The sequence below is a fragment of the Halobacillus sp. KGW1 genome, assembly GCF_001592845.1.
Taxonomy (GTDB): domain Bacteria; phylum Bacillota; class Bacilli; order Bacillales; family Halobacillaceae; genus Halobacillus.
Window position 1 is genome coordinate 21,037 of record NZ_LSOC01000002.1, and the last position, 15,560, is coordinate 36,596.

The 15,560-nt window shown below is 46.6% G+C and carries 12 protein-coding genes; all 12 read left to right on the forward strand.

Translation table 11 applies throughout. From position 1 onward, the window contains the following. Nucleotides 1-115 precede the first annotated feature (115 nt). Nucleotides 116-2,926: a 2-oxoglutarate dehydrogenase E1 component gene (locus AXG56_RS00620; RefSeq protein ID WP_051348973.1), complete on the forward strand. Its 2,811-nt coding sequence runs from the start codon at nucleotides 116-118 to the stop codon at nucleotides 2,924-2,926. Then, entirely contained in the window at nucleotides 2,923-4,209 is a 1,287-nt protein-coding gene (gene odhB, locus AXG56_RS00625) for a 2-oxoglutarate dehydrogenase complex dihydrolipoyllysine-residue succinyltransferase (RefSeq protein ID WP_062512771.1), read from the forward strand. The genes AXG56_RS00620 and odhB overlap by 4 nt, the downstream gene beginning before the upstream one ends. Nucleotides 4,210-4,398: 189 nt before the next feature. Continuing rightward, nucleotides 4,399-4,686, forward strand: a complete 288-nt coding sequence (locus AXG56_RS00630) for a hypothetical protein (protein ID WP_008634576.1) — start codon at nucleotides 4,399-4,401, stop codon at nucleotides 4,684-4,686. A 33-nt stretch (nucleotides 4,687-4,719) separates the two neighbouring features. Further along, on the forward strand, nucleotides 4,720-5,463 hold the full coding sequence (yidC, locus tag AXG56_RS00635; RefSeq protein ID WP_026578305.1) for a membrane protein insertase YidC: 744 nt from the start codon (nucleotides 4,720-4,722) through the stop codon (nucleotides 5,461-5,463). A gap of 173 nt (nucleotides 5,464-5,636) precedes the next feature. After that, complete coding sequence (gene yhbH, locus AXG56_RS00640; protein ID WP_008634580.1) at nucleotides 5,637-6,794, forward strand: sporulation protein YhbH; 1,158 nt, start codon at nucleotides 5,637-5,639, stop codon at nucleotides 6,792-6,794. A gap of 282 nt (nucleotides 6,795-7,076) precedes the next feature. Next, nucleotides 7,077-7,889, forward strand: coding sequence for a pyrroline-5-carboxylate reductase (gene proC, locus AXG56_RS00645; RefSeq protein ID WP_008634582.1), 813 nt, complete (start codon nucleotides 7,077-7,079; stop codon nucleotides 7,887-7,889). Between the two features lie 58 nt (nucleotides 7,890-7,947). Then, nucleotides 7,948-8,427, forward strand: a complete 480-nt coding sequence (locus AXG56_RS00650; protein ID WP_062512773.1) for a PH domain-containing protein — start codon at nucleotides 7,948-7,950, stop codon at nucleotides 8,425-8,427. Beyond that, on the forward strand, nucleotides 8,417-9,877 hold the full coding sequence (locus AXG56_RS00655) for a PH domain-containing protein (protein ID WP_062512774.1): 1,461 nt from the start codon (nucleotides 8,417-8,419) through the stop codon (nucleotides 9,875-9,877). Before AXG56_RS00650 ends, AXG56_RS00655 begins: the two co-directional genes overlap by 11 nt. 139 nt (nucleotides 9,878-10,016) lie before the next feature. Then, nucleotides 10,017-11,309: an NCS2 family permease gene (locus AXG56_RS00660; RefSeq protein WP_062512775.1), complete on the forward strand. Its 1,293-nt coding sequence runs from the start codon at nucleotides 10,017-10,019 to the stop codon at nucleotides 11,307-11,309. Between the two features lie 107 nt (nucleotides 11,310-11,416). Next, nucleotides 11,417-12,991 carry a spore germination protein gene (locus AXG56_RS00665; protein ID WP_062512777.1) on the forward strand — a complete coding sequence of 525 codons (1,575 nt, stop codon included), beginning with the start codon at nucleotides 11,417-11,419 and terminating at the stop codon, nucleotides 12,989-12,991. After that, entirely contained in the window at nucleotides 12,930-14,081 is a 1,152-nt protein-coding gene (locus tag AXG56_RS00670) for an endospore germination permease (RefSeq protein WP_062512779.1), read from the forward strand. Before AXG56_RS00665 ends, AXG56_RS00670 begins: the two co-directional genes overlap by 62 nt. A 4-nt stretch (nucleotides 14,082-14,085) precedes the next feature. Further along, on the forward strand, nucleotides 14,086-15,204 hold the full coding sequence (locus tag AXG56_RS00675; RefSeq protein WP_062512782.1) for a Ger(x)C family spore germination protein: 1,119 nt from the start codon (nucleotides 14,086-14,088) through the stop codon (nucleotides 15,202-15,204). The last annotated feature ends 356 nt before the right edge of the window (nucleotides 15,205-15,560 follow it).

Below are 15,560 nucleotides of genomic sequence, written 5' to 3' on the forward strand. Positions count from 1 at the left end.
ACTTGGACTTGGAAACGTTTTCGAGGAAACGATAGCCAACAATTACTTGGGGGTATTTTACGTGTCTAAACAAGGCTCCAATCAAAGCTTTTGGGAAATTTTCCATGGCCCCAACATGGGGTATATTGAAGAACAATTCGAACAATATGAGAACGATCCTAGTGCTGTCGATCCTTCCTTGCGGGAGATCTTCGAAGAGCACGGGGCACCGGACTGGATGGAAAGCGCACCGGCGTCTGCAGTAGAGACGAACGGAAAGGCGGCACCTTCAGGGCTGGACGTTGCAAAGATCTCCTCAGCGTTGAAACTTGTTGAGGCTATTCGTCGTCATGGTCATCTTCACGCTAACATATATGCCGTGGGAAGCGATGAACGACCATCAACAAATTTACTTGAACTAGAAACATATGGCCTGAAAGAGCAGGATCTCAAGGAGATGCCTGCAGAATGGGTATGGCCTGATTCGCCTATCAAGCTGGATAACGCCCTTCAGGTCGTCCGTACCTTGAAAGAAAGGTATGCAGGTACTATTTCGTTTGAATTCGGCCATGTGAACAATGAAGACGAAAGAAAATGGCTTCTTGATAAAGTGGATACCGGTTCCTATCAGGCATCTTTGAGTAAGGAAGAGAAGAAACAGCTGCTTCACCGGCTTGCAGAGGTGGAGGGTTTTGAAAACTTCCTTGCGAAAACCTTTGTGGCGCAGAAGCGATTCTCCATTGAAGGTTTGGACGTTATGGTTCCGATGCTTGACCATATTATCCAGTCTGCCTCCCTTGATCGTATTAAAAATATCATGATGGGTATGGCCCACCGTGGACGTTTGAACGTCCTTGCGCACATTCTCGGTAAGCCGTACGACAAGATCTTTTCCGAGTTTCATCACTCTCCGGATAAAGAATTGATGCCTTCGGAAGGTTCCATGGGAATCAACTACGGCTGGACAGGAGATGTGAAGTACCACTTTGGTGCGAGAAGAGAAATCGAGAACGGGGAACAATCGGCGACACGTGTAACGTTGAGCCACAACCCTTCCCACTTGGAATATGTTAATCCGGTGGTAGAAGGATTCACAAGAGCAGCTCAGGATGATCGCTCGGAACCTGGCTATCCGGAGATGGACCAGGATGAAGCTGTCGGTCTGCTTATTCATGGAGACGCTGCCTTCATTGGAGAAGGTGTTGTCGCTGAAACATTGAACATGAGTGACCTTCCGGGTTATCGTACCGGAGGAACCGTTCACATTATTGCAAACAACTTGATCGGGTTTACGACGAACAGAAAAGACGGTCGCTCTACAAGGTATGCCAGTGACTTGGCGAAAGGTTTTGAGATACCTGTCGTCCATGTCAATGCGGATGATCCGATCGCCTGCTTGTCTGCGATGACGTTCGCCTATGAATACCGCAAGAAGTTTCATAAAGACTTCCTGATTGACCTGGTCGGCTATCGTCGCTTTGGACATAACGAAATGGACGAGCCGAGATCAACACAGCCGAAGCTCTATAAAGAGATTGACGATCATGCAACGGTCGCGGAAATCTTTGAAAAGCAGCTTCAGGGTGAGGCAATCGTGGAAGAAGGAACGCTTGCCGGGATGAAGGAAGAATTTGAACAGAAACTCCGTGATATTTACAACAATATGGGAGAACACGAAACAACTTCGCCGGATGTGAAAGATCGTCCAAGCGGGGTGGAGCGTGATCTTGATGAGATCCAAACGGCTATCGGCCGCGATCGCCTTACAAGCCTTAATGAGGGATTGTTGAAACGCCCGGAAGGCTTCAACGGGTTCAAAAAACTTGAAAAGATTTTGCAGCGCCGTGCCAAAATGCTGGATGATGGTCAGAAAGTGGACTGGGCTACGGCGGAAGCGCTTGCTTTTGCTTCGATTCTCGAAGACGGCACGCCGATCCGTATTACCGGACAGGATACCGAGCGGGGGACATTTGCCCACCGTCACCTCGTCCTGCACGACGTGGAAACAGGAGAGACCTATTGCCCGCTGCACGGACTGGAACAGGCAAAAGCCTCCTTTGATATTCATAACAGTCCGCTATCGGAAGCCGGAGTGATCGGTTTTGAGTACGGCTACAGTGTACAGGCTCCGGAAGCGCTCGTCCTTTGGGAGGCGCAGTTCGGTGATTTCGCCAACGCCGGACAGGTCATCTTTGACCAGTTCATTTCCGCCGGCCGTGCCAAATGGGGCGAGAAGTCCAGTATGGTCTTTCTTCTGCCGCACGGATATGAAGGACAGGGGCCGGAACACTCAAGCGCACGTTTAGAGCGTTTCTTGCAGTTGGCTGCTGAGAACAACTGGACGGTCGCTAATGTTACCTCATCCGCTCAGTATTTCCACTTGCTGCGCAGGCAGGCGGCGATCAGCAATGAAGAAGAAGCGCGTCCGCTTGTCTTGATGACACCGAAGAGTCTGCTCCGTAACCAGCGTGTAGCCGTAGGGAGTCAGCAGTTCGTTGACGGTCATTTCCAATCAATTATGAAACAGCCGCTGCTTTCAGAGAACAAGGATAAGAAGAAAGTGAAAACGCTTCTCCTTGGAAGCGGAAAGATCATGGTTGATATTGAGGATAAAGTGGAGAACAGTGACGAGAGTTTTGAAACGATCGATGCTGTAAGAATTGAACAGATTTATCCATTCCCTGAAAAACACCTGGCAGAGATGCTGGAAACGTATCCGAATTTAGAAGAACTCGTATGGGTCCAAGAAGAACCGCAGAACATGGGTAGCTGGTATTTCGTAGAAGGAATCCTTTATAAGCTGTTGAAAGAGGGACAGATCCACCGTTATGTTGGACGACCTCATCGCGCATCTCCTTCTGTCGGAGAACCGAACATCCATAAAACAGAGCAAAATCGCATTATTCACGAAGCGCTACAGATTTCTAAAGGAGGAAATACGAAATGAAGGAAATAAAAGTTCCTGAATTAGCTGAATCCATAACAGAAGGTACGATCGCAGAGTGGTTAGTGAAAAAAGGGGATCAGGTGGAAAAAGGCGACCCGATTCTTGAATTGGAAACGGATAAAGTAAACGTAGAAGTAAATGCGGACGCAAGCGGCATCATTGCCGAGCTGCTTGCCGGGGAAGGGGATGACGTCGAAGTCGGAGACGTCATCGCCAAAGTGGATGAGAACGGTGAAGCAGGTGGCGGCAGTTCGGAAGTAGAAGGTTCCGCCAAGGAAGAACCGGCACCATCTAACGAAAAACAGGAAAAAGAAGAGCCTGCACAGAAAACGGAAGAGAAGCAGCCGGAAGAAAGCAATGGATCCAAAGACGTCATTGCGACACCTGCTGCCCGCAAACGCGCCCGTGAGCTCGGAATCGACCTTAGCGAAGTTTCCGCACGCGATCCACTTGGCCGCATCCGTCCGGAAGATGTCGACGCAGCAGCAAAAGGCAGCGGAAACAAGCAGGAACAGCCGAAAGCTTCCTCCTCTTCCAAAGAGAAAGAGAAACAGAACAGCTCAGATTCCAATGATTTCGATAAGCCGGTGGAACGCATCAAGATGTCCCGACGCCGTCAGACAATTGCCAAGCGTCTCGTCGAAGCACAGCAGACATCCGCTATGCTTACAACGTTCAACGAGGTGGACATGACGAATGTCATGAAGCTTCGTAGTGAACGGAAGGAATCCTTCCAGAAGAAACATGATATTAAGCTTGGGTTCATGTCCTTCTTCACCAAAGCGGCTGTCGGTGCTTTGAAAGAGTTCCCGCTTATCAATGCAGAAATTCAAGGCAATGAAATCATTAAGAAGAAATTCTATGACATTGGAATGGCCGTATCTACAGAAGAAGGTTTGGTCGTACCGGTCGTCCGTGACGCCGATCGTCTTGATTTTGCAGGTATTGAGAAAGGTATTGCTGATTTGGCGACAAAAGCACGAAACAAAGAACTTGGTTTGGAAGACTTGCAGGGCGGGTCGTTCACGATCACTAATGGAGGTATCTTCGGTTCCATGCTTTCTACACCGATTCTGAATGCTCCACAGGTCGGGATCCTCGGTCTTCATAACATTGAGAAGCGTGCAAAAGTTATGCCTGATGATTCGATTCAGGTGCGTCCAATGATGTATATTGCCCTTTCCTATGATCATAGAATCGTAGATGGTAAAGATGCTGTTCAATTCCTGAAGCGTATCAAAGAAATGATTGAAGATCCGTTTGATCTTCTATTGGAAGGCTGAGTTATTCACGGAAATAAAGGCTGTGCATCTTCCCTGGGACAGGGGGGAGGCACAGCCTTTTTCTTTACCAGAAGAGAAGGCGGTTTAGTCTTTCCCGGTATCTGTGTTAATATAGAAGGAGAAAAATGATGAAACGTTTCTTCTGCTTGATTCGTATCATTATTACTACCGCATAGAAAAGAGATGCTTATGTTCCCAATAATGGAATGGCTGGACGGATCTTATGATTTGCTGTTCCTGTCTATATACGTAACCGCCCTTACCGGTATGGCGCTTCAATCGCTGTGGTCCCACTTCATTAATGACTCTTCATCATGGATAGAGGATCGATCCATTGAATTAATGACAGCTGATACGGGACAGATCGGTGAAAGTACGGGGGCAGTGTTCGTACAACCGTTAATCCATTGGCTCCGCCGTACGGTTTGGAGGCAGGAGGCTTCGGACGAAAGCGACTATTCCCTCATTATTCGTTAACAGATATACACGAATAATGAGGAGGAATTATAATTGAAACGTTTATTATCCATTTTCGGTTTATTGACATTGCTGCTTGCCGGGTGTTCGCCATCTGATCAACAAGGGGGAGGCTTCTTCCACACCTATTTCGTAGAGCCGTTCATTCAGGCGATTCAGTTCCTTGCAGGATTGTTTCATGATAACTATGGACTGGCTATCATTATCATTACGCTCGGTGTCCGCTTCATTCTGATGCCGATCATGCTGAGAACTTACAAGAACAGTCAGCAGATGCGTGTGAAGATGAATACCGTCAAACCGGAGATGACCCTTGTTCAGGATAAGATGAAGAAGGCGAAGACACCAGAAGAAAAGCAAAAGGCTCAGGCGGAAATGATGGAACTGTATCGTAAACACGACATCAATCCGATGAACATGGGCTGTCTGCCGATTCTCATTCAAATGCCTATATTTATGGGTGTGTACTATGCTATTCGAAGCTCTGAAGAGATTGCAACCCATTCATTCCTCTGGTTCGATCTCGGTCAATCAGATATTGCGATGGCGTTAATAGCTGGATTGTTGTATTTCATTCAATACCGCGTTACCTTGATTGGAATACCGGAACAGCAGCAAAAGCAGATGAAAGTGATTGGTCTTCTGTCTCCGATCATGATTCTGATCATTTCCTTTAATGCCCCATCCGCGCTGCCTCTTTATTGGGCAGTCGGAGGACTGTTCCTGATCATTCAGACATTAATTTCTAAAAAACTATATCCTGTTCAACAAAGCTGATGAAAAGCACAGTCCTATTAATAGGACTGTGCTTTTCTGTTTGTTCGAGGATAGCGTTTAGGTGGGATAGGGCAGGTTTTTATATGAAATTATCCATTCCTCTCTTAATAAGTTTCATCCATTGACGTGGACCTGCATACGATAAAGTAATACTCGATTAGGAGGGAAAAAATATGGATGAAGAGAAAAGTTTCGTAATCGCCGAAGACGACTGGTCCCTCCATCGGAAAGGCTACGACGATCAACGGCGACATCAGGAAAAAGTAAAAGACGCCATGAACAAGCAGCTTCCTGATCTTATTACAGAAGAGAATATTGTGATGTCGAATGGAAAACGAGTCGTAAAGATTCCTATACGTTCCCTTGATGAATATAAGATTCGATACAACTACGAGAAGAATAAGCATGCAGGACAAGGAGACGGGGACAGCCAGGTCGGAGATGTAGTGGCCCAGGCTCCTCAGTCAAAAGGAAAGCCTGGAGACGGTGATGGAGCAGGTGATCAGGCAGGAGAAGACTACTATGAAGCGGAAATTTCCCTTGCAGAGTTGGAGGAAGCCTTGTTCAAGGAGCTGACGCTTCCCAACCTTGATGAAAAAGAAAAAGACAATATTATTCAGACCGATATTGAGTTCAGCGATATTCGGAAGACCGGATTGACAGGAAACATTGACAAGAAGCGTACAATGTTGGAGGCGTATAAGCGGAATGCATTGAGCGGGGATGCGGCTTTTGCACCGATTTATCCGGAAGATATCCGTTTTAAAACGTGGAATGAAAAAACAAAGCCGGAATCAAAAGCTGTCGTTCTTGCCATGATGGATACGAGCGGCTCGATGGGACAGTGGGAAAAATATATGGCGCGCAGTTTCTTCTTCTGGATGAATCGTTTTCTAGGGAAGAATTATGAGACAGTCGAAGTAGAGTTTGTTGCGCACCATACACAGGCGAAAGTAGTCAGTGAGGAAGATTTCTTCTCGAAAGGCGAAAGTGGTGGAACGATTTGTTCTTCGGCCTACCGCAAAGCGTTGGAATTGATAGAGACGAAATATTCACCGGATCGCTATAATATCTATCCGTTCCACTTCTCGGACGGCGATAATTTAACATCAGACAACAAACGCTGCCTCGGGTTAATTGATCAGCTGATTGAAGTTTCCCAGATGTTCGGTTATGGAGAAGTAAATCAGTATAACCGCTCTTCGAGTCTCATGCAGGCGTACAAAACGATTGATCATCCGAAGTTCAGGCACTATATTCTTCGGAGGAAAGCGGATGTGTTCCATGCCATGAAGCACTTTTTTAATGAGCAGGGAGAAGTTGTTAAATGAATCTTTTCGAACCGGATGGCCCCAAGGCCATCCGGTTTCGTTTGTCTACACGAAAAAAGCTGAGCTTAGGGCAGCTCAGCTTTTTTCGTAGCAGCTATGATATTTTGGGCGTTTCACTATGATATGAAGAATACAGTTTCTATTATAGGTAATCCAGAACAGTTTGTAAACCTCTCTTCTAGAAAATATGTAATTTTTACTAGAAACTTACAACAACCCGAAAGGAATTGTACAGTCGACCTTCTTCCTATACAATAAGGAAAGATGAAGGGGGAATGTACGGTGAATAAGCGGATTGGGTTCATTGGTTGCGGACAAATGGGGCGTGCGATGATTCAGGGCATGATTGATGCGGGTCTCGTCCAGGCGGAGGAGATAGCCGCAACGGCCCTGTCGGATGAAACGATTGACTTCGTAACCGATGAGTACGGGATTCAGATCAATCATGACAATAAACAACTGGCCAGAGAATGTGACCTGCTGTTTCTTGCTATCAAGCCATATGTGTATGAAGATGTGATAAAAGAAATAAAAGACGATGTACCGGCGGATACAGTGGTCGTTACCATTGCCGCCGGTATCACTCTGCAGGCGATGAGGGATGCGTTCGGCCGTGATGTCAAAGTGATACGCTCGATGCCTAATACGCCTTCCTTGGTAGGTGCCGGGATGAGTGCCTTATGTCCGAATGAACTCGTTTCAAAAGAAGAGTTGGCGGACGTAATGGAAGTGTTTGAGAGCTTTGGAGAAGCCGAAATCGTTCCCGAGAAGCTGATGGACGCTGTCCCGTCCGTAAGCGGGTCGGCACCGGCCTTTATTTATATGCTTATTGAAGCCATGGCTGATGCAGCTGTCGCTCAAGGATTTCCGCGGGATAAAGCGTATAAGATGGTTACCCAGACGGTGGAAGGCTCCGCCCGGATGGTACGGGAAACTGGTAAACATCCTGGTGAACTGAAGGATGCTGTCTGTACCCCCGGGGGGACGACCATAGCCGGAGTAACGAAATTAGAAGAAGCAGGTCTTCGAAATGCGATCATCCAAGGGATGTACGCATGTACAGAGAAGTCTAAAGAATTATCTAAAGGAAAGTAAAGGGGAAAAAACCGGACGAAATGTCCGGTTTTTTTAAACCGTTTGAGGAGGTGGAGAGATGGAGCAGCAACTGCGGCGGGTCATATCTGAAAAAGCTTTGTTTATCTGGAGAATTCATGGAGGAATTCAGGCTTTTCTTCTTTTCCTGATCTGCATTGCACTTTCGACTGCTGTTTATTTTTGGCAATGGCCGGTCTGGCTCGTCTTCACGGGTGCAGGAACATTGCTCCTGCACGTAGTGCTTATGATCTGGCTGATTCCTGTTTGGCGTTGGCGGCGCTGGAAATACCATGTCAGCGAAAAGGATATTGATATCCAACATGGTATTTTTATTGTGACTCGAACGCTTATACCTATGGTACGTGTGCAGCATGTCGATACAGAACAGGGGCCGTTATTAAGGAAGTTCGGGGTTTCCACCATTCGGATTTCGACAGCCGCCACCGTTCATAAAATTCCGGCGCTTGATCAAAAGGAAGCGGAAAGGCTGAGGTTGTCCATTTCTGCGCTGGCAAGGGTGGCCGAAGATGATGTTTAAAAAGAGACGCCTTCATCCTTTATCCGCTCTCCTTCATGTCGGGGGCCTGTTGAAAAATGCGTTTTTTCCTTTAATCGTTATTCTTTTCTTGAATGGCGGAAATATTGTTAAGGGTAATATGGGATGGATGCCTCTGCTTATCGGGGGCGGCATTTTTGGGCTCGTGTTTGTTTCCGGGCTTATAAGGTGGTGGCGCTTCACGTATCGAGTGGAAGAAGGGGAGCTTAGAATCGAATACGGGTTAATTTTCCGGAAGAAACGGTACATACCTTTGGAGCGGATTCAAAGTCTCGATCATTCCGAGGGAATCGTTCATCGACCTTTCGGCTTAGTAAAGCTGTCCATAGAGACAGCGGCTTCCAGCGTTGGGAATGCGGAAGCGGAATTAACTGCCATTCGATTGTTCGAAGCGCTTGAACTGGAAGCGTTATTGGTACAAGCGCATAAGGAAGAATCGGAGTCGCTTCTAATCCAAGGTCACGAGGAGAAGAGGAACTATCTGTTCCGAATGGACACGAAGGACATTATGCTGATGGCTGTAACCTCCGGGGGAGCGGGTGTGGTACTTTCCGGCGTTGCCGTATTTTTGTCCCAAGCGACAGACATACTTCCTATGGGCTGGATGTATGATCAGCTCATCCAGTGGATCCGCTTCGGATTCTTTCTTGCAGCCCTTCTTGTTTTCGGTGTCTTCGTGTTTGCATATGGCTTTTCCATTCTCCTTGCATTCATCCGTTATGCCGGCTTTTCCGTTTCTTTGGAGGGGGAGGATGTCATCATAACGAGAGGGCTTCTCGAGAAGAAACAGATTACTGTTCCAATCAATCGAATACAGGGGATCCGGGTGGACGAGAATATGCTCAGACAGCCCATCGGCTATGTCAGTGTGACACTGATTAGTGCAGGCGGGACCGTCGATAAAGGATCAGAACATAAGTGGAATCTGTTTCCTTTGATTAAGAAGAAAGACCTGCCCGCGGTATTGAAAAGTGTGCTGCCGGAGTATCAATGGAACGATGTGTACAATAAGGCGCCGAAACGGGGGAGAAGAAGGTACCTGATTACTTATACCTTGTTCCCGCTGATCGGCTCCGCTGCTGTGAGTATTTTCTTCTTTCCATACGGTCTGTTATCTATGATTTCCTTTCCTCTGTTTCTCGTACTGGGCGACCTGGCTTTCCGTGATGCCGGGTGGCGGATCGATAATCAGCAGCTGACTCTGCGCAACCGGTCATGGAGCAGGCATACGTTTCTGATGAAGAAACACCGGATACAGTCTGCCCGTATAACACAAACCATTTTTCAAAAGAATGCAGATCTCGGCAGTGTAAGGTGTACACTCCCTTCTGGACAAGGGCCGGCAGTAGCGCGTTGCTTCCATTTGGATAAGGACACGGCAGAAGAGATCCTGACATGGTACAAACCTGGATATCATAACGAAAACCGGTAGAAGGAGGAAGGCTCTGCCGGTTTTTTTACTGCTTGTAAGCTAAACACGAACATTAACAATTTTAATGTTGATTTTTGTTCGTGAAAAGTATATGATAGGGAACGTTGTCATCATAAAAGAAAGTCAGGTGTTCATGACTATGAAACGTTTTTTTAAATTAGATCAAAACCAGACCAACGTCAAAACGGAAATTCTTGCGGGAATTACGACGTTCTTGACGATGGCCTATATTATAGTAGTCAACCCCGTCATCCTGTCGGGTGCGGATGTGCCGTTCCAGCAAGTGTTCATGGCTACGATTCTTGCCGCTGTGATCGGAACGCTGATCATGTCCTTTGCTGCCAATTATCCAATCGCCATAGCTCCCGGAATGGGATTGAACGCATACTTCGTGACGGAAGTGGTGCAGCAGGATGTCAGCTACTCCGTTATGTTCGGTGCGGTATTCGTTTCCGGTATTCTTTTCGTTATCTTGAGTATGACGAGTCTGCGCAAGACGTTGATTAAGGCTATTCCTCCTTCTTTGAAGTATGGAATTACATCAGGAATCGGCTTATTTATCGCGTTTCTCGGGCTGCGCATGAGTGGGATCATCGAGCCGAGCGAATCCACGTTAGTGACTCTTGGTGACCTGACGGCGCCGGGACAGCTGCTTACCGTCTTCGGACTGATTGTCACGTTGATTCTCATCGCACGAAATGTGACAGGAGGTCTGTTCATCGGAATGTTCCTGACAGGTCTTGTCGGCTTTTTCACTGGTCAGCTTGAAATCAACGGATTTGTGGATGCGCCGCCTGCTCCAGTTTTTTGGGACATGGATATTGGTGCCGTATTCAGTAACGGTTTATACACCGTCGTATTCGCTTTTCTGCTCGTTACGATCTTCGATACGACAGGTACGATGGTCGGAGTGGCCGAGCAGGCAGGGTTCATTAAACCGGACGGAAGCCTGCCGCGTGCCCGTGCCGCATTGATGGCAGATGCTTCTGCCACTACGGTGGGTGCCATGTTCGGGACGAGTCCGTCTTCTGCTTATGTAGAGTCTTCTTCTGGAGTCGCAGCAGGTGGTCGTACAGGGCTGACGACGCTTGTCGTGGCTGCTCTGTTCCTATTGTCGATGTTCTTCTCTCCAATCGTCGGAGCTGTATCAGGGCTTCCGGCAATTACGGCGCCGGTCTTGATCATCGTCGGGTGCTTCATGATGGAAGGACTTGCCAAGGTCAATTGGGGTTCATTCGATGATGCTTTCCCGGCTTTCATCATTATATTGTCCATGCCTCTTACATCCAGCATTGCTACAGGAATTTCCTTCGGTTTCATCACGTATCCGATCTTGAAGCTTGTAGTCGGAAAAGGAAAAGAAGTACACTGGATTCTTTATATGTTCGCCATTATTTTCATCCTTCAACTGGCCTTCTTCCCGGGTCATTGATTCTAAAGCAACCACTTCTGTGGTTGCTTTTTTTTTATACCTGCTATTTTCCCGTAGGACAGTATAGTTTTACCATGGCGGTGGCAATCTAAGTGCAGGTGATGCATATGGGATTTTTAAAACGATTATTTTTCGGAGATCATACGAAAATTTCAGATAGGAAAATTGCTGATCAAGCCGATGAGCCGGTCCAGCTCAGTACAATGAAGCTCGCTGAAAATGTGGAGTACATTTTGAATGCCTTCCACGAAACGAATGACCTGAAAATAAGGGTGATGCATAAGGGAAATGCGGCTTTAATGTACTTCGAATCCATGAGTGAGCAGGAAAAGATTCATGAGAAGATCTTTGAGCCGGTTCAACTTGGTAATGTCGACAGCATAGCGGAAATTCCGGATTGTAAACATACCAATAACCTTGAAGAAGCGATCGTTACGCTGCTTCGGGGGCATGCCATTTATTTGGAAGATGGCAGCCGCCGCATTTCGATGTTTAACGTAACCTCATCCTTCAATAGAAGTCCGGAAGAGCCGGCCAATGAGAAAGTAGTACGCGGATCGCACGATGGCTTCGTCGAGAACATGATGATCAATATCAACCTTGTCAGGAAGAGGATCGAGCATAGGGATTTAACGGTTAAATACTACAAGCTCGGAAAGAAAACCAACACCAATGTCGGTCTTTTATATATGGATGGAATTACAGATCCAACTCTTGTTGAAGAGATTGAGAAACGGATGAAGACGATCCACACAGATATGGTGCACAGTCCGGGATATGTAGAGGAATTCATTGAAGACCAGACCGTTTCTCCATTCCCGCAAATGCTTAATACCGAACGTCCTGATCGGGTAGTGGCCAATTTGATGGAAGGGAGGGTCGTCATCATGGCTGAGGGTAGTCCTACGGCCTTGATTGCACCTTCTACCTTCTTCATGTTTTATCAATCGCCGGATGACTACAACATGCGCTGGTTTACGGGCACCTTTATTCGCTTGATCCGTTTATTCAGTTTTGTCATAGCAGTGACGCTGCCCGCATTTTATATTGCTGTCGTTAGTTTTCATTTTGAAGTGATTCCGGATGAGCTCATCGTCCCCGTCAAGTCATCGATAAACGAAATAGCCTATCCACCGATTATGGAAGCGTTAGTGATGGTCATCATCATCGAGCTGATAAGGGAAGCGGGGATCAGGCTGCCGCAGCCGATCGGACAGACGATCGGCATTGTCGGCGGTCTCGTCATTGGAGATGCGGTCGTCAGGGCCGGTCTTGTATCCAATTTGATGGTCATCGTCGTTGCATTGACGGCCATCGCATCCTTCGTCGTCCCGTCGAATGAACTGAGTACGACGCTGCGCCTGTTGACGTTTCCATTAATCCTGCTTGCCGGGACGCTCGGATTTATCGGTATCGTCTTCGGAATGTTGTTCATTCTTGTGCATTTGACAAGGCTTCATTCTTTCGGCGTACCTTATTTTGCGCCGCTTGCTCCTTTAAGCCTTGTCGACCTTAAAGATACATTTGTGCGTGTACCTCTGCCAATGATGAAACGAAGACCGAAAGACGCTCACTCGATTGATCCTGTTGCCTTTAAATCGTCTAGGGAGTGGAAGCAAATTGAGCACGAAAAAGAAGAACAAGCAAAAGCAAACGATACCTCAAAGCCAGGCGAATCCTAAGCCGGAGCAAAAACTGTCTCAGCGTCAGTTCTTTTTCATGATCATTCAAACCCAAATCGGGGTCGGGGTGCTGTCTATTCCCCATGAGCTTCATAATGCATCCAAACAGGATGGATGGATTTCTTTAATTATTGCAGCGGTTCTTATACAAATCGTGGTGCTCGTCATCTGGCTGACCGCAAGAAACCACCCGGAGAACAACTTGTTTCAAATTAACGAACTTATCTTCTCCAAATGGATCGGAAAAGGGCTCAGCTTCCTCTATGTTCTCTACTTCATTGCTGTCGGCACGTTGATCATTCTCTTGTACGGGCGGATGATCAGTGTTTGGGTCCTGCCCAACACCCCGCTATGGGTGCTGTCGTTGCTAATGATTCTTATTTGCGGCTATTTGGTCGCGGGCGGCCTGCTTGTGGTAGCCAGACTTTATACGATGCTGTCCTTCCTGCTTATCATTTTGATTGCGCTTGTTATTTATTCCATGAAAGAAATGAACCTCATGTATATTCTCCCCGTTTTTGAAGAAGGTGTCGGAAGGGTTCTCAAAGGGGTGGATAAAGCCGTCCTTTCCTTTTTTGGATTTATCGTTTCCCTTGTTATATTTCCGAAGGTGGAAGGAACACCGAAGCAGCGACTGAAGACGATGGTGAAGGCGCACTGGTTTGTCACCGGGTTTTACCTGTTTACCGTTTTCGCAAGCTTTACTTTCTTCAGCTCGATGGAATTGACGACCATTCCGGAACCGCTCTTATATATGTTGAAATCTTTTGAACTGCCAATCATCGCAAGGATTGACCTATTCTTCATATCCATTTGGATCATCAGTGTAGCTACATCCTTTGCCACCTATATTTATATGGGAAGCCTTGGACTGAAGCATACGTTCATGAAGAAAGGAAATGTCCGGCATATTGTATTGATTAGTTCCGTCATTTTTGTCATTACGATGTATATGGGGTTTGACATCACAAAAGTAGAAACCTTTAACAAGTTCGTGGTCTACGCCGGTTATTTCTTTTCCCTGATGCTCCCATTTATTATGCTCCCATTCAGTTATCTTGCGAAAAAACGGAAGAAAGGAAAGGGCTGAACGTATGAAACGATGCATCATAGCACTCGCATGTCTGCTTTTGCTGACAGGCTGTTGGGATGAACGTCAGTTTAAGAATATGAAGCTGGTCCTTTCCATGGGATTGGATAAAGGGGAGGAGCAGGAAATCCGCCAGACCGTTTCCATTCCGACTGTGGAGAGAGGGTTGGATGGACCTGGGGCAGAAAAGGTGCAGATCATCTCCACCGATGCTCATACGCCCAGGGATGGAAGGGATAAAATTGACCAGATGATATCGGAATCGTTCGATCCTTCCAAGCTGCGCGTCATCGTGCTCGGAGAAGAACTGGCGAAAGAGAATATGTATCCCGTTTTGGATGAACTTTACCGTAACCCGAACAGTAATTTGAATGCCGCTTTAGTCATTGCAGATGGTACAACTGCCGAAGGAATTCTGAATGTGAAGAATGAAAATGAAATGAGGATCAGCAACTATTTAAGCGGGATTATCGAAGCTGGAGTTGCCGCCACCCATACAACCGGTGAAAATCTACAGATGCTGAACGCTGAAATTCTGGAACCGGGCGTCGATTTTTCCGTACCGACGATGGCGGTAGATGAAAACAGGCAGCTGTTGATCATTACCGGGATGGGTCTCTTTCACGGAAAACATTACACTGGAAAGAAAATTGACTCTTCTTTGACGGTCCTTTACATGCTTCTCGAAGGGAAAATGGGAAATGTGGCAAGGCTTACGGAAAAGATATCCGATGGAGAAGATGATGATCTGCTTAATTTTGTTACCGTTCATGTCTTGAAGAATGACCGAAAGATGAAAATAGACGTAGTAAACGGGGAAGTGAAGGTGAAAATCAATCTGAACTTATCGGTGAAGATTGTGGAATACCCTTCCGATCATCTTTACGTCAAAGGCAAAATCGGAACGGTTGAGAAAGAGCTTGAAAAAGTGTTGACAGAGAAAGCAGAAAGCATTATTTCCACCATTCAAGAGGCTAACAGCGACGTCCTGGGTGTTGGAAGGCGTGTAAGGGCTTATCATAATAAAGAGTGGAAAAAACTGAACTGGGAAGAAGAGTACCCTAATATAACAATGGATCCCCATATCAAGGTGAAGGTTGTCCAGCACGGGATCATCAATTAGAAATGTACAAAAAGTGAAACCTTTAAGCAAGCTCACTCGTCTGTATAGAGAATCATAAAGGAAGTAATGGACCGGGAGGGTCTCTCATCAGATGCCAAATGACAGAGCTCTTCCATTCATTCATACATCACTATACCTCCCCTAAGGTATAGCCCTCGTCGATTGACCACCGACGGGGGTATTTTATTTTGTAGAAAATGGGAGGACTTTGTTCCTTTATTATACAAATGTAAGAATGACATCTGCGAATTTAGACATATTAAGATGTGACTAGACACTTGTCAGCGTTTCCATATTTTTTTCTTGTGAATAAACCTTGCATGACGTCTGACAACCTGATAAAATCCATAATAGAA